17 protein-coding genes are annotated in these 19,049 nt (G+C 59.7%); 8 read left to right on the forward strand and 9 right to left on the reverse strand.

The genetic code is table 11. The features are described from left to right. The first annotated feature begins 11 nt into the window (after nt 1-11). Together V6Z53_RS05150 and V6Z53_RS05155 are read left to right on the forward strand one after the other, a co-directional pair. Nucleotides 12-782: an SDR family oxidoreductase gene (locus tag V6Z53_RS05150; RefSeq protein ID WP_077185388.1), complete on the forward strand. Its 771-nt coding sequence runs from the start codon at nt 12-14 to the stop codon at nt 780-782. A gap of 172 nt (nt 783-954) precedes the next feature. Next, nucleotides 955-1,860, forward strand: a complete 906-nt coding sequence (locus tag V6Z53_RS05155) for a cation transporter (RefSeq protein ID WP_338584452.1) — start codon at nt 955-957, stop codon at nt 1,858-1,860. An 18-nt stretch (nt 1,861-1,878) separates the two neighbouring features. Here V6Z53_RS05155 and V6Z53_RS05160 read toward each other — a convergent pair whose 3' ends face one another. The 7 genes from V6Z53_RS05160 to V6Z53_RS05190 form a co-directional block, all read right to left on the reverse strand. Next, nucleotides 1,879-3,012, reverse strand: a complete 1,134-nt coding sequence (locus V6Z53_RS05160; RefSeq protein WP_338584453.1) for an AGE family epimerase/isomerase — start codon at nt 3,010-3,012, stop codon at nt 1,879-1,881. A gap of 166 nt (nt 3,013-3,178) precedes the next feature. Next, nucleotides 3,179-3,751: a HupE/UreJ family protein gene (locus tag V6Z53_RS05165; RefSeq protein WP_338584454.1), complete on the reverse strand. Its 573-nt coding sequence runs from the start codon at nt 3,749-3,751 to the stop codon at nt 3,179-3,181. Between the two features lie 29 nt (nt 3,752-3,780). Beyond that, the gene (gene ureG / locus V6Z53_RS05170) at nt 3,781-4,395 is read right to left on the reverse strand and encodes an urease accessory protein UreG (protein ID WP_274076826.1); all 615 of its coding nucleotides are present in this window, start codon (nt 4,393-4,395) and stop codon (nt 3,781-3,783) included. Nucleotides 4,396-4,418: 23 nt separating this feature from the next. Beyond that, nucleotides 4,419-5,093 carry an urease accessory protein UreF gene (locus V6Z53_RS05175; RefSeq protein WP_338584455.1) on the reverse strand — a complete coding sequence of 225 codons (675 nt, stop codon included), beginning with the start codon at nt 5,091-5,093 and terminating at the stop codon, nt 4,419-4,421. Beyond that, the gene (gene ureE / locus V6Z53_RS05180) at nt 5,090-5,590 is read right to left on the reverse strand and encodes an urease accessory protein UreE (RefSeq protein WP_150735757.1); all 501 of its coding nucleotides are present in this window, start codon (nt 5,588-5,590) and stop codon (nt 5,090-5,092) included. Before ureE ends, V6Z53_RS05175 begins: the two co-directional genes overlap by 4 nt. A 271-nt stretch (nt 5,591-5,861) precedes the next feature. After that, entirely contained in the window at nt 5,862-6,494 is a 633-nt protein-coding gene (locus tag V6Z53_RS05185) for a TetR family transcriptional regulator (RefSeq protein ID WP_338584457.1), read from the reverse strand. Nucleotides 6,495-6,666: 172 nt separating this feature from the next. Then, nucleotides 6,667-7,083 (reverse strand): hypothetical protein, encoded by a 417-nt coding sequence (locus V6Z53_RS05190; RefSeq protein WP_338584458.1) that lies wholly within the window; start codon nt 7,081-7,083, stop codon nt 6,667-6,669. 388 nt (nt 7,084-7,471) lie between these two features. Between V6Z53_RS05190 and V6Z53_RS05195 the strand changes: the two genes are divergently transcribed. Then, nucleotides 7,472-9,547 (forward strand): AsmA family protein, encoded by a 2,076-nt coding sequence (locus V6Z53_RS05195; protein WP_338584459.1) that lies wholly within the window; start codon nt 7,472-7,474, stop codon nt 9,545-9,547. Nucleotides 9,548-9,575: 28 nt separating this feature from the next. Here V6Z53_RS05195 and V6Z53_RS05200 read toward each other — a convergent pair whose 3' ends face one another. Further along, the gene (locus V6Z53_RS05200; RefSeq protein WP_338584460.1) at nt 9,576-10,529 is read right to left on the reverse strand and encodes a LysR substrate-binding domain-containing protein; all 954 of its coding nucleotides are present in this window, start codon (nt 10,527-10,529) and stop codon (nt 9,576-9,578) included. A 110-nt stretch (nt 10,530-10,639) separates the two neighbouring features. Between V6Z53_RS05200 and V6Z53_RS05205 the strand changes: the two genes are divergently transcribed. From V6Z53_RS05205 to V6Z53_RS05215, 3 genes are all read left to right on the forward strand, one after another. Continuing rightward, nucleotides 10,640-11,278: an NAD(P)H-dependent oxidoreductase gene (locus V6Z53_RS05205; RefSeq protein ID WP_338584461.1), complete on the forward strand. Its 639-nt coding sequence runs from the start codon at nt 10,640-10,642 to the stop codon at nt 11,276-11,278. Continuing rightward, nucleotides 11,279-11,584: a multidrug efflux SMR transporter gene (locus tag V6Z53_RS05210; RefSeq protein WP_338584462.1), complete on the forward strand. Its 306-nt coding sequence runs from the start codon at nt 11,279-11,281 to the stop codon at nt 11,582-11,584. It begins immediately after the preceding gene. Between the two features lie 107 nt (nt 11,585-11,691). Then, nucleotides 11,692-12,582: a triacylglycerol lipase gene (locus tag V6Z53_RS05215; RefSeq protein ID WP_338584463.1), complete on the forward strand. Its 891-nt coding sequence runs from the start codon at nt 11,692-11,694 to the stop codon at nt 12,580-12,582. A 106-nt stretch (nt 12,583-12,688) separates the two neighbouring features. On the opposite strand, the gene V6Z53_RS05220 is transcribed toward V6Z53_RS05215, so the two are convergent. Then, entirely contained in the window at nt 12,689-13,564 is an 876-nt protein-coding gene (locus tag V6Z53_RS05220) for a DMT family transporter (RefSeq protein WP_338584464.1), read from the reverse strand. 96 nt (nt 13,565-13,660) lie between these two features. On the opposite strand from V6Z53_RS05220, the gene V6Z53_RS05225 reads away from it, so the two are divergent. Continuing rightward, on the forward strand, nt 13,661-14,443 hold the full coding sequence (locus tag V6Z53_RS05225; RefSeq protein ID WP_338584465.1) for a helix-turn-helix transcriptional regulator: 783 nt from the start codon (nt 13,661-13,663) through the stop codon (nt 14,441-14,443). 46 nt (nt 14,444-14,489) lie between these two features. After that, complete coding sequence (locus tag V6Z53_RS05230) at nt 14,490-18,974, forward strand: DUF6543 domain-containing protein (RefSeq protein ID WP_338584466.1); 4,485 nt, start codon at nt 14,490-14,492, stop codon at nt 18,972-18,974. Nucleotides 18,975-19,049 lie beyond the last annotated feature (75 nt).

Genomic DNA, 19,049 nt, shown 5'->3' on the forward strand with positions numbered 1-19,049 from the left:
AGGAGAACACGATGTCCAACACCCTGTTTATTACCGGCGCGACCTCCGGTTTTGGTGAAGCCTGTGCCCGTCGTTTTGCCGAGGCTGGCTGGAAACTGGTGCTGACCGGTCGTCGTGAAGAACGCCTCAATGCGCTGTGTGCCGAACTGTCGAAGCAGACTGAAGTGCATGGCCTGGTGCTTGATGTGCGTGATCGCAAGGCCATGGAAGAAGCCATTGCCAACCTGCCACCGTCCTTCGCCAAATTGCGCGGGCTGATCAACAACGCTGGCCTGGCCCTGGGTGTTGATCCGGCACCGAAGTGCGACCTGGACGATTGGGACACCATGGTCGACACCAACGTCAAAGGCCTGATGTACAGCACGCGTCTGCTGCTGCCACGCCTGATCGCTCATGGCCGTGGCGCCGGCATCGTCAACCTGGGTTCCATCGCCGGCAACTATCCGTACCCGGGCAGCCATGTGTATGGCGCCACCAAGGCATTCGTCAAACAGTTCTCCCTGAACCTGCGCTGCGACCTTCAGGGCACGGGCGTGCGGGTCAGCAACATTGAGCCGGGCCTGTGCGAAAGCGAGTTCTCACTGGTGCGTTTTGCCGGTGATCAGGAGCGCTACAACGCGACCTACGCCGGTGCCGAGCCTATCCAGCCGCAAGACATCGCCGACACCATTTTCTGGGTGCTCAATGCCCCGGCGCACATCAACATCAACAGCCTGGAATTGATGCCGGTCAGCCAGACCTGGGCCGGGTTTGCTATTGATCGCAGTGGCGGCAAGGCTTAATACCGAGTCATAGTTTTTCGCGAGCAAGCCCGCTCCCACATTTGACCGCGATCCAATGTGGGAGCGGGCTTGCTCGCGAAGGGGCCGGCTCAGGTGACACAAAGCTTCAGCTAGACTCCTCCCTCAAGCAAGCCGCCACACCCGGTGGCCTAGAGGTATTAGAGGAGAAAAAGTGAGCAATCGAGGCGAGCAGTCGCTGCTCAAGCAATCGACCTTCCTGATGCTCGCCGTGACAGTCGCCGGGATCATCACCGGTTTTGTCTCGGGTGCCCAATCGATCCTGTTCGATGGCTTCTTTTCGCTGATCGCGGCGTTCATCAAGGTGCTGATGCTGATCACCGCCCGAATGATCGCCAAGGAGAGCAATCAGCGCTTCCAGTTCGGCTCCTGGCATCTGGAGCCCATGGTGTTGGTGATCGAGGGCAGTTTCATTTTCCTGGTCGCCATTTATGCCTTTCTCAACGGTGTGTTCGGCATTATCAGCGGTGGCCGCGAGGTCGAACTGGGGCTGGTGATCTTCTACGCCGCGTTCTTCACGGTCGTTGAGCTGATTTATTATTTCTACGTCCGCCGTCGCAATCGCACACTCAAATCATCGCTGATCCAGTTCGACAACATCAGTTGGCTGGTGGACGCGATGCTGTCGGCGGGACTGCTGGTGAGTTTCCTCATCGCGCTGCTGCTCAAGACTCAGGGTTACGGCAAGTGGGCGGTGTACGTCGACCCGATGATTCTGATTCTGCTGGCCTTGGGCATGCTCCCCCCGGCGTACAAAATCCTCGGCCCGGCATTGCGCGATGTGTTGGGAATTGTCCCGGATCAACTGGACGACAAGGTGCGTCAGGTGATGGACGTGGCCAAGGTGGAGCATGGTTTCGACGATTACATTTCCTACGTGCAGAAACACGGTCGGGCCTGTTTTATCGAAATTCACATCGTGTTGCCGAAGGATTATTGGCTGGATGGCGTGGGCCAACTGGACAGTTTGCGCGAGGAAATTTCCGCGAAGCTCGGCAAACCGGATGCCGCACGATGGTTGACCATCAGTTTTACCGGGGACCGGAAGTGGATTGAGTGACTTCCGATCCTTTCGATATCAGTCGAGGTACTCGGCCAACCCGCGATAGCAAGTCGCCAAGTGATAAGGCGTGGTCGACGGCATATCCCGACGACTGACTTCACCTTGCTCATCACGGCATTCATACCAGCCACCGGCATGCAGCGAGCGTTGCTGCAACGCCTGCAATTGGCGCAGCACCTCAGCTTCGCTGTCCGGCCGCAACGTCAACGCACGCAAATACTCGGCCTGCGCCCAGATACGCTGGGTGGCGTCCCGGGCGCCGCCATCCGGCCCCAGATCAAGCATGGCCCGCACCGCACCGGTTTGTTGATCGACACCCAGTTGTTCGGTGAACGCGAAGGCGCGCTCCAGCGAAGCATGCAGTTTCGAGCCGCGCAGCAGCTCCGATGATTCCAGCAGGAAATACCATTCGAACTGGTGTCCCGGCTCAAACCAGTTATCCACAGCCCCCAACGGTTTTTCCATCAACACGCCGTGTTGCGGATCGATAAAACGCTTCTGCATGGCTGTGCACAACTCGACGAGTGCGCGTTGGACGCCGAGGTCTTCGCGTACCGCCAGCGTGGCGAGGAAGGCTTCGGCCAGGTGCATCAACGGGTTCTGCAACGGTCCGCTGTTCAACGATGACCAGTCACGGTCAAGGCTGGCTTCATACAGGCCATCGCCGGTGGCAAAACGTCGGGCAATCACTTCCAGGGCGGCGTTGAGCACCGACTCCACCAACGGCTCGCGAACTTTGTTCCAGTAATGGGCGCAGGCGAACAGGATGAAGGCGTGGGTGTAGAGGTCTTTGCGCTGATCCAGCGGCGCGCCGTGCGGGTCGATGCTGTAGAACCAGCCGCCGTGCTCGGCATCGTGAAAGTGCCGCTGCAAGGAACGGAACAGCGCTGCCGCACGCTCTTCGGCATCCGGCACCTGGCCGATCAGACTGGCAAACAGATACAACTGCCGCGCACAGGCCATGGCCCGGTAGCGTTGAGGTGGCAGGGGATTGTGCTCGGCGTCCAGCGCCTCATAAGGCAGCGCCATCTCGGCATTCCAGCCGGGACCTTGCCAAAGCGGCACGATCACGTTGTGGAAGTGCTGTTGCACCGAGGCGAACAGGGCGTTCAGTTCAGGCTGGGAAGCGGAGCGGGAAACAGGCGGCATTGGCTGGCGTCGTCACGGCAGGGGCGATTGCGCGACATGTTAACAGGCCTGAGAGGCGTGGTGTCCGTCAGGCCGTCATCGCTGGCAAGCCAGCTCCCACAGGTTAAGCGCAAATCCTTGTGGGAGCTGGCTTGCCAGCGATGAGGCCAGTTCAGGCAATAGAGAATCAGCCCGCCAACAACCAGACCCCGGTCGCCGCCGAAGCCGCACCCGCCAGCCGCACCAACGGCGCCGCAGCCTGCGGCAATACCCGCACCAGCGCATAACCCAACCCATGCAATGCCGCTGTCGCCGCGACAAACCCTGCGGCATACGGCCAAGGGCTCGACATGTCGGGCAGTTCCAGGCCATGGGCGACACCATGGAACAACGCGAACAGCGCCGTGGCGCCGACCGCCATGCTCAACGGCGGACGCACCGCCAAAGCCACCGCCAGGCCCAACGCCAGCACCGACGCGGCGATCCCGCTTTCCAGCGCCGGCAGGTTCAGCCCTTCAAAACCCAGCAACCCGCCCAGCAGCATGGTGCCGACGAAAGTGCACGGCAGCGCCCAGCGCGCCGCGCCTTGTTGCTGCGCCGCCCACAGGCCGACCGCGAGCATCGCCAGCAAGTGGTCGAGGCCGCCGATCGGGTGGCTGATGCCGGCGATCAAACCGTTATCGCCGTGCCCCGGGTGGGCGAAAGCGATGGCCGGGGTCAGCAGCAGGGCCATGGCGCCCAGAATGCGTTTCAGTGTCATGGATTGGCTTCCTTGTGGATAAATCGTAATCAGGCAGCGGTCAGCAAGCCCTGGCGTTCGATGAAGGCGATGATCTCTTCCAGGCCCTGGCCGGTTTTCTGGTTGCTGAAGACGAATGGCTTGCCGTTGCGCATGCGCGTGGTGTCGCTGTCCATCAGGGTCAGCGACGCGCCTACCAGTGGTGCGAGGTCGATCTTGTTGATCACCAGCAGATCCGATTTGCAGATCCCCGGCCCGCCCTTGCGTGGCAACTTGTCGCCGGCGGAAACGTCGATCACGTAGATGGTCAGGTCGGACAGTTCAGGGCTGAAGGTGGCCGAGAGGTTGTCGCCACCGGACTCCACCAGAATCAGGTCCAGGCCCGGAAAGCGGCGGTTGAGTTGATCCACCGCTTCGAGGTTGATCGAGGCGTCTTCACGGATTGCGGTGTGCGGGCAGCCGCCAGTTTCCACGCCGATAATGCGTTCCGGCGCCAATGCTTCGTTGCGTACCAGGAAATCGGCGTCTTCGCGGGTGTAGATGTCGTTGGTGACGACGGCCAGGTTGTAACGCTCGCGCAGGGCCAGGCAAAGGGCCAGGGTCAGGGCGGTTTTACCGGAACCGACCGGGCCGCCGATGCCGACACGCAGAGGTTGTGTGTTCATGTGATTCTCCAAAATATGGGGCCCTAGGAACGGAACAGACGGCTGTACTGGCGCTCGTGGGCCATGCACGCCAGGGACAGGCCAAACGCGGCGCTGCCATAGTGGTCGGGGTTGATGTGGCTGGCGTCCTGCTGGGCTTGTTGCAGCAGCGGCAGCAGTTCGCTGGTCAGGCGTTGGGCGGCTTGCTGGCCCAGCGGCAGGGTTTTCATCAGCACCGCCAATTGGTTTTCCAGCCAGCTCCAGAGCCACGCGGCCAGCGCATCCTGCGGGCTGATTTGCCAGGCGCGGGCGGCCAATGCCCAGCCCAGCGCCAGGTGTGGTTCGCGGCGTTGCTCAAGAAAGGCACGCGCCGCAGCATCCAGTTCCGGCAGGCCGTTGAGCAACTGTTGCAAGGAGTAGCCCATCTGCCGGCTCTCCTGATGCAGTTCGCGGGTTTCCCGGCTGGCGCGGTGCTCTTCGCAGCGTTGCAGCAGTTCGCTCCAGTTTTCCTCTGCCGCCACCACGCAATGGGCGAGCAGCAACGGAGCTTCGAAGCGGGCAAGGTTGAGCAGCAATTGATCGCTGATCCAGCACCGCGCACTGTCGGGATCGTGGACGCGTCCGTTCTCCACGGCCATTTCCAGGCCTTGGGAATAGCTGTAGCCGCCAATCGGCAATTGCGGACTGGCCAGGCGCAGCAATGCCCATGCGGGGTTCACAGGCGCACGCCGAATTGATGCAGTTTCGGTGGATAGTTGAAGTCTTCATCGCCGTGACGCGAATGATGATGGCCGCCGCCGTAGGCACCGTGTTCCGGCTGGAACGGCGCCTCGATGTTTTCGGCATGGGCGCCCAATTGTTCGAGCATGGCCTTGAGCACGTAATCGTCGAGCAGGCGCAACCAGCCATCCCCCACTTGCAGGGCAACATGACGATTGCCCAGGTGATAGGCCGCGCGAGTCAGTTCGAAGGCATTGGCGCAGGTGACGTGCAGCAGTTGTTCCGGGCGGGCGCAGACGCGGACGATGCGTCCGTCTTCGGCTTGTAAACATTCACCGTCGTACAACGGCGATTGGCCGCGCTCCAAAAACAGCCCGACGTCTTCGCCCTCGGCACTGAAACAGCGCAAACGGCTTTTGCTCCGGGCTTCGAAGGTCAGGTGCAACTCGGCGGCCCAGACGGGTTGAGGGTCGATTCTGCGATGAATCACCAGCATCGGAAAGCTTCCAGCAATGGACGATGCTCAGGCTAGAGCAAGGGGCTTGCCAATCGGCGTGATGTGTAGGAAATGGCTGACGGAGGTGTAGGGCGAGGTAGGGCGGGGCGTGGGTTTTGAGTAATGTTGGTGCGCCAATTTTTTCTGTGCACCAACTTGCAGCGAGATTGATGTTTTGTGGGAGCGGGCTTGCTCGCGAATGGGGCGCCGCGGTATTTCAGGTAATCCGCGTTATCGTTCTTCGCGAGCAAGCCCGCTCCCACAAAGGGCATCACTCCGTGCTGCCCAGGCCTTGCCAATGCTTGAGGCCGATAAAGATAAAACGCAGTTGCTGAGTAATTTTTGCCTGGGGCGTCAGGTGTTCCGGCAGCGCCTCGGCCGGTGGGTCGATGATGTCCGGCAAGGTGGCGAACACGCTTTTGACGATCAGATCGGCCATGACACTCAAACCGGCGATGTCCAGGTGTTGCAGCTTGGGCATCAACGACAGATCGGCAGCGAGGTCCGAGCTGATGTCTTCGCGCAGACGACCGATGGCCAAACGCACTGGCAGCGAGCCGCCGTACTGTTCGCGAGCCAGAAACAGGAATTGCGAACGGTTGGCGCTGACGACGTCGAGAAAGATCCGCACCGAGGCATCGATAATGCCGCCCATGACGAACTCGTTGTGCCGCACCAGGCGAATGGTTTCACGGAAGGTCTGGCCGACTTCGCTGACCAGCACCAGGCCCAGTTCATCCATATCGGCAAAATGCCGGTAGAAACCGGTGGGAACGATACCGGCGGTTTTCGCCACTTCGCGCAGGCTCAGGCTGCCGAATCCTCGGCCGCCTTCCATCAGGCGACGGGCAGCGTCCATCAGGGCGTTGCGGGTTTGTTGTTTCTGTTCGGCGCGGGGCAGCATCGCAAGGGCGTTTTCTGAAGAAGGACAGCGGCGCACTCTAGCAAATCGGCTTTGCCGGCGTCGAACGGCGATAGGGGGATCAGGCGAGGAGATGCGGCGTCTATAAAGTGAAAGGCCAGAATGTCAAAAGCCCAATCCGGTGATTGGGCTTTTTTTCAGGGCCGCCATGGGCTCAGCTCGTAGCGCTGTTGCGTTCGATTACACGGTCACCACCGCCTTCGGCAAGGGTTTGACCTGGAGTGCGATCGGAACCGTCAGCGGCAAGGGTTTGACCTGGGGTGCGATCGGAACCGTCAGCGGCAAGGGTCTGGCCCGGAGTGCGATCGGAACCGTCAGCAGCAACAGTCTGGCCTTGTTTGGTTTGGTCGTAGCCATCTTCAGTGATCAGGTTTTTTTCTTTCAGGCGATCGTTACCGCCTTCGGCCAGGGTTTGGCCCGGGGTGCGATCGGAACCATCGGCAGCGACGGTTTGGCTGAACACCGAGTGGTTATCTTTGACTTGCGGAGTGGCTTGGTCAGCGGCCGGCAGTGCGAAAGCAGTGCTGGTCAGCATTGAAAGTGTAAGGCTAAGCAGAAGTTGGCGTTTCATGATTGGGTGCTCCGTAGGAGGGCGATAAATTGGGTACGAGGGCAATGCTACTCTCGATAAGTCGATATAAAAGTTCATAAACGCAATGTTAATAATCAACGGAATTGATTGTTCTCTGCAGGCCTTGTAAACCGGGGCTTTCAATCCCGCGCGTTTGCACCGAGGTGGGTATTTTCGACTCACTCGCGCCACGTAAAAGTGCGGGGCCGGTAACGCCGAAGGCGACTGATTAGTCATGAATAGACTTGTCGATTGCTGGAAAATCGGTCATCGGATTAAACCTGCGGGCCGTTTTTCAGTCGTAGATTCCATAGCGGGCCGGTTCTGGCCCAGCGTTTTTCATGTGCGTCGCGGTCGGGGCGCTCAGCCGTATCAGGAGCTTTGTGCAATGACGCGCACCCGTAAAATTCTCGCCTGGACCCTCGGCAGCCTGGTTGTTCTGCTGACCGTGCTGGTGCTGATCATCGTGTTTTTCGATTGGAACCGGATCAAACCACCCCTCAATGCCAAAGTTTCCGAAGAGCTGCACCGTCCGTTCGCCATCAATGGCAACCTGGCGGTGGTGTGGCGGCGCGAGCCCGACGAGGGCGGCTGGCGTGCCTGGGTGCCGTGGCCGCATGTGGTGGCCGAAGACCTGAGCCTGGGTAACCCGGACTGGTCGAAGACGCCGCAGATGGCCAGCCTCAAGCGCGTTGAACTGCGCATTTCGCCGCTGGCCTTGCTGGCGCAGCGTGTCGTCATCCCGCGCATCGACCTCACTGAACCCAATGCCGAACTGCAACGCCTGGCCGACGGTCGCGCCAACTGGACCTTCAAGTTCGACCCGAAAGACCCGAACGCCGAACCTTCGCCGTGGGTGCTGGACATCGGCGCGATCGGTTTCGACAAGGGCCACGTCACCCTCGACGACCAGAACCTGAAGACTCAGCTCGACGTGCTGATCGACCCGTTGGGCAAGCCGATTCCGTTCAGCGAGATCGTCGGTGACAAAGCGGCGAAAACCGCGCAGGAGCAGGGCGCCGCGCCACAGGACTACGCGTTCGGCCTCAAAGTCAAAGGCGAGTATCACGGTCAGAAACTGGCGGGCCAGGGCAAGATTGGTGGCTTGCTGGCCTTGCAGGACGCGGCCCGACCGTTCCCACTGCAGGCGCAAGTGAAGATCGCCGACACTAGCGTCGAACTGGCCGGTACGCTGACGGATCCGATGAATCTCGGTGCCCTCGACCTGCGCCTGAAACTGGCCGGCACCAGCCTGGGCAATCTTTACCCGCTGACCGGCGTGACCCTGCCGGATACCCCGCCGTACGCCACTGACGGTCACCTGATCGCCAAGCTGCATGAGCCGACGGGCGCAGTGTTTCGCTATGAAGAATTCAACGGCAAGATCGGCGAGAGTGATATCCACGGCAGCCTGACCTACGTCGCCGGCCAGCCACGGCCCAAACTCAGCGGGTCGCTGTTGTCCAATCAACTGCTGTTTGCCGACCTGGCCCCGCTGATCGGTGCCGATTCCAATGCGAAGCAAAAGGCCCGAGGCGGCGAGAGCAAGCAGCCGGCGGACAAGGTGCTGCCGGTCGAAGAGTTCAAGACCGATCGCTGGCGCGATATGGACGCCGACGTCGAATTCACCGGCAAACGCATCGTCCACAGCGAAAAACTGCCGTTCAACGATCTTTACACGCACCTGGTGCTGACCGATGGCGTGCTCAGCCTTGAACCGCTGCGCTTTGGCGTGGCGGGCGGCAAGCTCGATGCGCAGATTCGCCTGAACGGTCGCACCGAGCCCTTGGAAGGTCGGGCAAAACTCACCGCGCGGGGCTTCAAGCTCAAGCAGCTGTTTCCGACCTTCGAACCGATGAAAACCAGTTTCGGTGAGCTCAATGGCGATGCCGACATCACCGGTCGCGGCAATTCGGTGGCCAAATTGCTGGGCACCGCCAACGGCAACCTGAAAATGCTGATCAACGACGGCGCCATCAGTCGCGAGTTAATGGAGCTGGCCGGGCTGAACGTCGGCAACTATGTGGTCGGCAAAATCTTTGGCGACAAGGAAGTGAAGATCAACTGCGCAGCGTCCGACTTCGAAATCAAGAACGGCCTGGCGACCACACGATTGTTCGTGTTCGATACCGAGAACGCGATCATCTATATCGATGGCACGGCGAACATGGCCACCGAACAACTGGACCTGACCATCACCCCGGAATCCAAGGGCTGGCGCTTGATCTCGCTGCGTTCACCGCTGTACGTGCGGGGCAAGTTCATCAAGCCCGATGCCGGGGTTAAGGCCGTACCGTTGATATTGCGCGGGGCCGGGATGGTTGCCCTTGGGGTGATTGCCGCACCGGCGGCGGGGCTGCTGGCATTGGTGGCACCGAGCGGCGGCGAGCCGAATCAGTGCGCGCCGCTGCTGGAGCAGATGAAATCGGGCAAGGCGCCGGTGACGGTCAAGCCAACCCGGTAGATCAAAGGATCGCAGCCTGCGGCAGTTCCTACAGAGGAATCCGTTCTCTTGGAGTTGCCGCAGGCTGCGATCTTGGCGTTAGTCCGGACAACGACGCCTCCTCGGTGAGCCACGCAAAAAACGCCCGCACCGGCGGATGCCGCTCGCGACCCGGCACGCACAGCGCGCTGTAACCGGCGCCATCCACCTGCACATCCCCCCGATAAGGCACCAGCAACCCACTGGCCACACTTTCCGACACCAGGATATTGCTTGCCAATACCAAGCCCTGACCGGCAATCGCCGCTTGCAGGGCGTAATGCTCTTCGTCGTATTCGCGCACGGCGGGTTGGCCGCTCAGCCATGTCTCGCCGGACTGAGCGCACCACGCCTCCCAGCCGTGGGCGTAGAGCTTGGAGTTGTGCCAGCGCACGCTGATCAGCGTCGGCATGCGCTGGGTCGCCAGTGCCACTTGTTCCGGTGAGCCATAAACGCCGAAGGATTCATCGAACAGGCACAACCCATACAGGTTCGGATAATCACCAAGGCTGTAGCGCAGCACCAGATCGACGCTGGCGTCCTGATGCAGGTCGATGACTTCGCAGTGGGTATCCAGGCGCACATTGATGTTCGGGTGCCGGGCGTAGAAACGTCCCAGCCGTGGCACCAGCCACAGGGCGGCGAAGGCGGCGGTGGTGGAGATCGTCAGGTTTGTGCCGCTGCGCTGCGGCCGCAGGGTGTCGACGCTTTGCGCTATTTCCAGAAAAGCGCCGTGCAGACTGTGGAACAGCCGTTCGCCGCATTCAGTCAGGCGTACCTGGCGGGGCAGGCGCTCGAACAGCGGCACGCCGAGCCAGGTTTCCAGCGAGCGAATCTGGTGCGATACAGCCGTCGGGGTAACGGCCAGTTCTTCGGCGGCGTCCTTGAAGCTCAGCAGGCGTGAGGCGGATTCAAAGGCGCGCAGGGCGGTCAGCGGCAACGAGGCAAACATTGAATGCTCCACGGATGAAATAGATTCATCCCGAGTGATTTTTGCTCATTTGAAGAGGAAAGGCTGCGAGCTTCAAGCTGCAAGCCACAAGCAGTTTGAGTTTAGTCCTTGAGGAGATTCAGATGAGTAAAATTCTTGCTATCCACGCCAGTCCCCGTGGTGAGCGTTCGCATTCGCGGCGTCTGGCCGAGGTGTTTCTCTCGGCGTTGCAGACGCGTCATCCGCATGTGCAACTGACCCGTCGTGAGGTAGGGCGGGCGTTGATTCCGCCGGTCAACGAAGCGTTTGTGGCCGCCGCGTTTTATCCCGAACCCGAGGCCCGTCCCTTGTCGATGCAAGCCGATTTGGCGTTCAGCGATGAACTGGTCGGCGAGTTGCTCGGCCATGATCTGCTGGTGATTTCCACGCCAATGCACAACTTCAGCGTACCCAGCGGTTTGAAGGCCTGGATCGATCAGATCGTGCGACTCGGCCTGACTTTCAATCACACCCTGGACAACGGTGTGGCCCAGTACGAACCGTTGGTGCACGGTAAAAAGGCCTTGATCGTCACCAGTCGCGGCGGCTTCGGTTTTGGTCCGGGCGGTGAGTTGGAGGCGATGAATCATGCTGATCCGCTATTGCGCACAGCACTGGGTTTCATCGGTATTACCGATATCACGGTGGTAGCGGCCGAGGGCGAAGAGTCCGAGGCGCGCACCTTCGCGGTCTCCGCCGCCGAGGCCGAACAGCGCTTGCTGGCGCTGGCCAGGGAGTTCTAGATGGCCTGGCTGTTTCTGCTGATCGCCGCCGGGTTTGAGGTGACGTTCGCCATGGGCATGAAGTACGCCGAAGGCTTCACCCGGCTCTGGCCGTCGCTGATCACCGTGGCGGCGGCAGTGGGCGGGATTTACTTCCTGACCCTGGCCATGCGCGAATTGCCGGTCAGCATCGCCTATCCGATCTGGACCGCTATCGGGTCGCTGGGCACGGTGTTTCTCGGGTTTGCGTTGCTGGGGGAGAGCCTGACGGCGGTGAAGTTGTTGTCGGTCGGGCTGATCGTGGCGGGCGTGGTGGGGTTGAAGTAGGGCGGATGTCATAGACTGGTCGTCGAGTTGTCATCTTCGCTGGCGATGCTTGGCGGATGTCTTGCATCCCGCCTTGCGTCACTTCTCGATCACAAGGATGTCCGCCCATGTCGCAAGGTTCTGCCCCGCGCTATCCACTGGTGCTGGTCCCGGGAATGCTCGGGTTCATCCGTTTGGTGCTTTATCCGTACTGGTACGGGATCGTTGATGCGTTGCGCCGTGGCGGCGCCATCGTGTTTGCGGTGCAGGTCTCGCCGCTGAACTCCAATGAAGTGCGCGGCGAGCAATTGCTGGCGCGGATCGAGGAGATTCTGCGCGAAACCGGGGCCGAGAAGGTCAACCTGATCGGTCACAGCCAAGGCTCGTTGACGGCGCGATATGCGGCAGCCAAACGCCCGGATCTGGTCGCCTCGGTGACTTCCGTGGCGGGGCCGAATCACGGTTCGGAACTGGCCGATTATCTGCACAAGCACTATCCCCACGACAGTGCCAAGGGGCGGCTACTGAGCTTTTTATTGCGCATGGTCAACACGTTGATGTGCCTGCTGGACACCGGTTATCACGGACCGAAGCTGCCTGTGGATATCCATGCGTCCCATCATTCCCTCACTACCGAAGGCGTGGCGCTGTTCAATCAACGTTATCCACAAGGGCTGCCCGAGACCTGGGGCGGGCACGGGCCGGAAGAGGTCAACGGTGTGCGTTATTACTCCTGGTCCGGAACCCTGCAACCGGGCAAGACCGATCGCGGGCGCAACCTGCTCGATGGCACCAACCGCAGTTGCCGGTTGTTCGCGAGGACTTTCGTTCGTGAGGCCGGGCATTGCGACGGGATGGTCGGGCGCTACAGCTCGCATTTGGGGACGGTGATTGGCGATGAGTTTCCGCTGGATCACTTCGACATCGTCAATCAGTCGTTGGGATTGGTGGGGAAGGGCGCCGAGCCGATCCGGTTGTTTGTCGAGCATGCGGCTCGGTTGAATGCTGCAGGGCTCTAGACCGCCTGTGGCGAGGGAGCTTGCTCCCGCTGGGGCGCGAAGCGGCCCCCAAAAAATAGGACTGCTGCGCAGTCCAGCGGGAGCAAGCTCCCTCGCCACAAAGTAATTACGCGCGGCCCAACACCGTCGTCCAACGCTCCGAAAGCACCACCCCACCCAACGTCAACACGCCACCCACCAGGTGATACATCGCCAGTTGCTCGTGCAGCACCACCGCCGCAATCAGCGCCGTAATCAACGGCAGCAAATTGAAAAACAGCACGGTCCGGCTCGGTCCCAGGCGCACCACGGCCTGCATCCACGCCAATGGCGCGACCATCGAGGCCAGCAAACAGGCATACAACACCAGCGGAATATTCTGCAGAGTCGGGCCGATTTTCGGCGAGGCGAGGAACAGCGGAAACAACACCACCACCGCCACCAGCACCTGCAAATACAACAACACCAGCGGCGGTAATTTCAGCTGCCATTTTTTCAGCAGCGTGCTGTAGACCGCGTAAGCCAGCGTCGCGACCAGCATCATCGCGTCGCCCAGGTTCACCCCGTGCTCCAGCAATGCGCTGAGACTGCCGGACGAAACCACCACCAGCACGCCGGCGAACGACAGCACCGCACCAGCCAGTGCGCCGGCAGTCAGGCGCTGACCGAGGCTGACGATCGCCATGGCCAGCGACATCAACGGCATCAACGACAGGATGATGCCCATGTTGGTGGCCGTGGTCAGGGCTGCGGCGAAATACGCCAGGCTTTGATAGACCGCCATGCCGAGCACGCCGAGGATGAAAATCTTGCCTAGGTTCGGGCGAATCTGCGGCCAGTGAGCGATCACCGGTTTGAGCATGAAAGGCGTGAACAACAAACCGGCGAGCAGCCAGCGGTAGAAGCCGATCTCGGCAGGGAAGATCGCCCCGGCCGACATTTTGGTGATCACTGTGTTGCCGGCCCAGATAAAAATGGCCAGCAGGGGATAAGCGTATTGCATCAGGGAAAACCAGAACGTTAATGAGGGGCAATTATCCCCTGTCTGGATACAGGTCTATACTTCGATCCAGACAACCCGCCCTTGATTCCGGACAGCATGACCAGTAAACACATAGATCTGCTGGATTTCAGCGAACTGCCGGCCCCGGTGTACTTCCGGTATGCCGACTTCAACACCCACGAATACGCCTCGGCGCACCGGCATCCCTGGGGCACGCTCGAGTATGCGGCGCACGGGGTGTTGCACATGGATGTCGACGGCAGTCGTTTCTTGTCGCCGCCGCAATACGCGGTGTGGGTGCCACCGGAAATCGAGCACAGTTTCTACAGCCATCAGCCGATCAATTACCGTGCCGTTTGCCTGGCCCCCGCAGTCTGTGAGGATTTGCCAAAACAGGCCTGCACGCTCGCTATCAGTGACATTCTCAAGGCGATCCTCAAGGACTTCGCCGTCCGTGATGTAAAGATTCCCGAGCTGGCCGCAGACAAGCGCCTGGCCCAGGTTCTGGTAGACCAGTTGCAACAGGCGCCGGTGCATGAGTGTTACCTGCCCTATGCCAGCACGCCGGGATTGCTGGGTATATGCGAAGCCCTGCAAGCCGCACCTGATGACAATCGGCCCTTGGCGCATTGGGCGGCGCAGGTTCACGTCAGCGAACGGACCCTGGCCCGGCAGTTTGTCCGCGAGTTAGGCATGAGTTTCGGGGAATGGCGCCAGCGTCTGCGATTTCTGGCTGCGATTGAAGCGCTGGACAGCCATCGCAGCATTCAGGAAGTTGCCTTCGACATGGGGTACAGCACGGCTTCGGCATTTATTGCGATGTTCCAGCGTCAAGGGGGTTGTTCACCCGACTACTATCGGCGCAATAAACTGTTTTAACGGTCTGATTAAGATATTTCATACAGCATTATCCGAAACGAACTTCATGGGGCAGGATTGGAGCGCTGTAGGCTTCGATACTCTTTATCAAGGTTTGCAGGTAATTGTTGTGAAGAGTTTATTGTTAAAAGCTGAAAGTGTTTCGAGCGTTTCTGATCCTGAGTACGAAAACAGTATTCACTTTGATTTTATAAAAAGTGCCATTCCCGACTGGATTGTCAATTCCTCTCTTCTGCGGATGGCTGATTTGCGCAACACCCCCAAAGTTGTTTCCGAATGGCACAAAGCGGCGTCCCCTACCGAACACCTGGCCGCGAAAGTCGCCACGCAGGCGGGCTGGATGGCCCAGAATACAGTCGATCGGATGCTTGGCAATCTGCAGGACGTTGAATCCTTCGCCCAACCAATACTGACTCGGGCTATTCATGAGCAATACGGTGTAGTAGTCGATGTTCGTGAAACTTTTCTACGCTTGTATTCCGCTGCTAAAACTTCACCTTGGACACTTAATGTCACGGGCGGCGTCAGCAGTCGAACTGTTTCTTTGCTTAACGCTTCGCTGCACAACTTCGCCGAAGGTGAAGTCTTTAGCGCTGACTCGGTATTTACTGGCAAGCCCGACGAGATTGGGCAGTTTGAAATTAAAAGTCTGGGTATGACAGTCGAGCAGTTCAAGGCGCTGTGCCGAACTCTGGATATCGGCACCCAGTATAAAAAACATCTGGAAAGTTATCTGATTCCCGAAGATGCCATGGTCCGTGCGGTGGTCCAGCAGCGCATTGTCGATAGTCAGAAAGGCGCCATGAAAGCCGCCGCACACCTGGCGTTGATGAAGAAAGACATCGGGCCTGCGGCGTACCTGACTGTGTTGAACATGGTTCGGGGCAAAAAGGGGCAGGTGTTCGATGGCGGTCCCGTACGCTATTACCACTTGAGCATGCTGGGCACCCGCCTGACCGGAATTGTGCTTATCGCCGCCGATCTCGACACGCCCGGTGCGAATGTCCGACGCGTTATTGCTTATGTACCGCACGATCCCGAGCATCCGCTGAAAGAGTATGCCTCGACGGTCGAATTCTCGCGTGAACTGACTCGCCAGTTACGGGGCAACGATCAGGCCTCCGCTTCTGCCCGGACGAGCTACCAGACGTTTTTCAGTCGATTCGTGGATCATGGGCAACGTGGGCATTTTTTCTCCGCGCTCAACGCCAGGTTGGTGCAAGTCACCTATCACGGCGCGCAACCGGGCTCCGGTTTACCCGCCTGGCGCGAAACCCAGGTGGAGCGCCCTGACCTGCGGTTCGCCTCGGTGTCTTTCGAAAGCGATATCGCCAGTCGCCAACACGACGATCCCTGGATTTATCTCTATGAGCGACAAGTGGACAAGATCCTTGCCGACGGACGCGCGCTGGCGGTGACCACGGCCGATGCGGACAGCGCCGCACGCTGGGCCTGGATTGAAAACCTGGAAAAAATGCTCTCCGACATCATGGAAGTTGCCTTGCTCATCGCGACCCCGTTCGTACCGGTGCTTGGGGAGGCCATGCTGGGGTACATGGTTTATCAACTGGTCGACGGGGTGGTTGAAGGTGTTGTCGAATTCGCCGAGGGCGAGTACCTGGAGGCTGCGGAGCACTTGATCGGCGTCGCTGAAAATGTGATTCAGTTGGGCGCCTTTGCCGCTGGCGGGATTATCGCCACTCAAGTGGTGAAACCCAGGCTGTCGTCGTTCCTCGAAGGTGCCCGACAAGTCACGTTAAGAAATGGCGAGCAGCGACTGTGGGGGCAAAATCTGCAGCCCTATCTACTTCAAAACCTGCGTCTTGCGGGGGACTCCAAACCTGACGCTCACGGCCTGCATCAACATCAGGGCAAGCAGATTCTGCCGCTGGACGGTGACCATTTCGAAATCACGCTCGATTCGCGAACCGGCAAACATCGCGTGCAGCATCCGACTCGACCCGAGGCATACCAACCGTTGGCGGAAAGTAACGGTACGGGCGCGTTTGTGATCGAGGGTGAGCAACCGCACACCTGGGATGCCGATAAGTTGATCAAGCGGCTTGGTCCCTCGGTGGAAGGCTTGACGGACCGGTTCGGCGACATCCGTACCGTCAGCCGCGCCGACCTTGGAGCGCTTGTACGCATGTACGCCGATAACGAGCGAGCGATTCCTTTGCTGAGCGATACGGTGACCCGCTTCCGGATCGACCGGGACATTCACACGTTCATCCGCAACATCGGCAGCTCCCATGCGCAGGATTACCTGCAGGCCGATGCGCTTTGGCAGTTTCAACTGCTGGACGGCTTGTGGCCAGGCCGGGCGATTGAGCTCCTGGGGGCCGATGGACAGGTTCTGTACTCACTCGGGTCCGCTGCAGAACCTGTGTCCATCCATGCGGGCCGACTGGCGAACACCGACCTGATCGACACCTTGCTGTCGTATCTCGATGACGACGAAATCCGCCAACTGCTGGGTGATGAAGCCCACGCATCGCTCGGCAGCCGACGCAAGAATGCCGAGCGTGTGAGGATGCAGCTCGCGCAACTGGCCGATCAGCGCAAGGTCTCGTTGTTCGACACTCGCTACCGAGGCATCGAGCGAGCCGTCAGCGCCGAGGCAAGGGTCATCCAGGACGAGGTGTCAGGGCTGCCCGCTATCGTCGCAGAAGAACTGGTGGCACTGGCTCGTCCGGAGGAGTTGCAGGCGCTCAAGATGCGCAGGCTTCCCGAACGACTGGAAGGTTTTGCGAAATGGGCGCTCAGGGATGTGCGGATCAGTCGGGCCTATGAGGGCTTCTATCTGGAGTCGGTCGACAATCCGGACTTCGACGCCTTGGCCCTGCATTCGCTGGAGAACCTGCCAGGCTGGAACGCCGATGTCCGGATCGAACTCCGTCATTACAGCGTCGACGGTCCTAAGCTGGACAGCATCGGTCGGGAAGACGCCGCGATTCGACGTACGCTTGTCGTGAGCGACAGCGGAGTGTTCCAGGCCTGTGACGAGCATGGAGATGCCCTGCATTCAGGCAGTGATTTGTTCACCTCGATCTTGCAGGCATTGCCCGATGCCGAGCGGGATGCGTTGCAGATTCATATCGGCCAAGGCCCGATCCTGAAGGCGGCATTACGCGACCATGCCCTGAAGCCGTACCGATTGACGAGTGTTCTTTCCGACGTGCCGGAGCTGAAAAATACGGCATTCGATCCGGCGATCATGCGCCTGCGGGGAGGGGCTCCCACTGTGACCGGTGAGGTTGCGCAACTGCAGGACGTCGAACAACGCTGCCTGGAATTCGTCAACGCTGCCTTTCATCCGAGCATCCCCTCGTTCGAACGATACAACTACCTGCGCGGACTGAAGTTGATGGACGAGAGCTTGTCCGACGATTGCTGGAGCGCACTCTGGGATGGGCTTGCGAAGGCGAACATCGAGAGCTTCGAGGCCAACCAGCGCATAGTAAAAAGCATCGAGGTGGTACCGGACCTGAAAACGCTGATGTCGCCTGAACAGTTCGAGGCATTGCTCGAGCGGTTGTTCACGGAGGACGGTTTGGTAGCGCTCACGGAATCCGAGCGCAATCTGGGCGAGCGTGCGCGTGATCTCAAGCAAACCGGGCGTCTCGATGAATATCTGGGGCTGCAACAGACAGTCAGGGAAAACGCCACGCCGTCCAGTGAATCATGGGTTGCGTTGCAGCAGTATGCGGATGAGCTTGGATCGGGTGTATCAGCGCCAGAACAGCCCACCGAAGTGACGCCTCAGGTCATGGCCAACCTGCGTCAGGCACAACGCGCGATCTATCGGGCCAAGGAACTGTTGCCTTTATCGGGCAACCAGTTGCCGAGCATCTGGGAAAACGGCGGTTCTGCGATCGCGAAAATCAAGGGATTGCGAGGGTTGGATCTCCAGGAAGGTCAATTCACCGCGCAGATGACAATCGCCGAACATGCGCGCAAAGCCATCGAAATCAAGGGTGGAAACTGTTCGGAAAACTCGAAAGTGACCTTCGCGCTGCTGGCCAGCCAACCGAGAAATTCGCGGGTTCACCTCGTCAAAGCCACCGCTTTCGACCATCAATACGTGGTGATCGGCGATGACTTGAGCAATCTCCAGCAACTGGTCGTTGCCGATTCGTGGCCGGAGTTCCCTGTCGCCCATACGGCGGACAATGGTTACTTCGAGTTTGAACTGCCAGCGCTGGCAACCCTTGAGCCTGGCCCCGCCAGTTCGGACTTTGTCTTCATCAATGATGTGCCGGCGGGGCGCGCGGCGCTGCCGGAGGTTTCCCGGGACAACACCATCAGGCAGATAAAAATAAACAAGCTGTACAAGTCGGGGGCTTATGCTCAATTCACTTCATTGAAGACGTTGGGAACACAATACGGTCTGCCTGGGGAAGTCGGGGTGTCGTTCGAGCGATTGCCGGGATCGGTGATCGATAAGCGCCTGTCAGCCTGGCAAGAATATCAACAGGCATTCAAGAGCCTGCGGGAGCAACCGTCCGCCAGTGAATCGCCGGCCGAATGATCATCCATGGCTGGAGGAAGGTGTAACAAGGCTTGACTACACTCTGGGTGAATGCCGCACCTCTCGGTGCGGCGA

This window comes from Pseudomonas sp. MAG733B, from assembly GCF_036884845.1.
Classification (GTDB): Bacteria; Pseudomonadota; Gammaproteobacteria; order Pseudomonadales; family Pseudomonadaceae; genus Aquipseudomonas.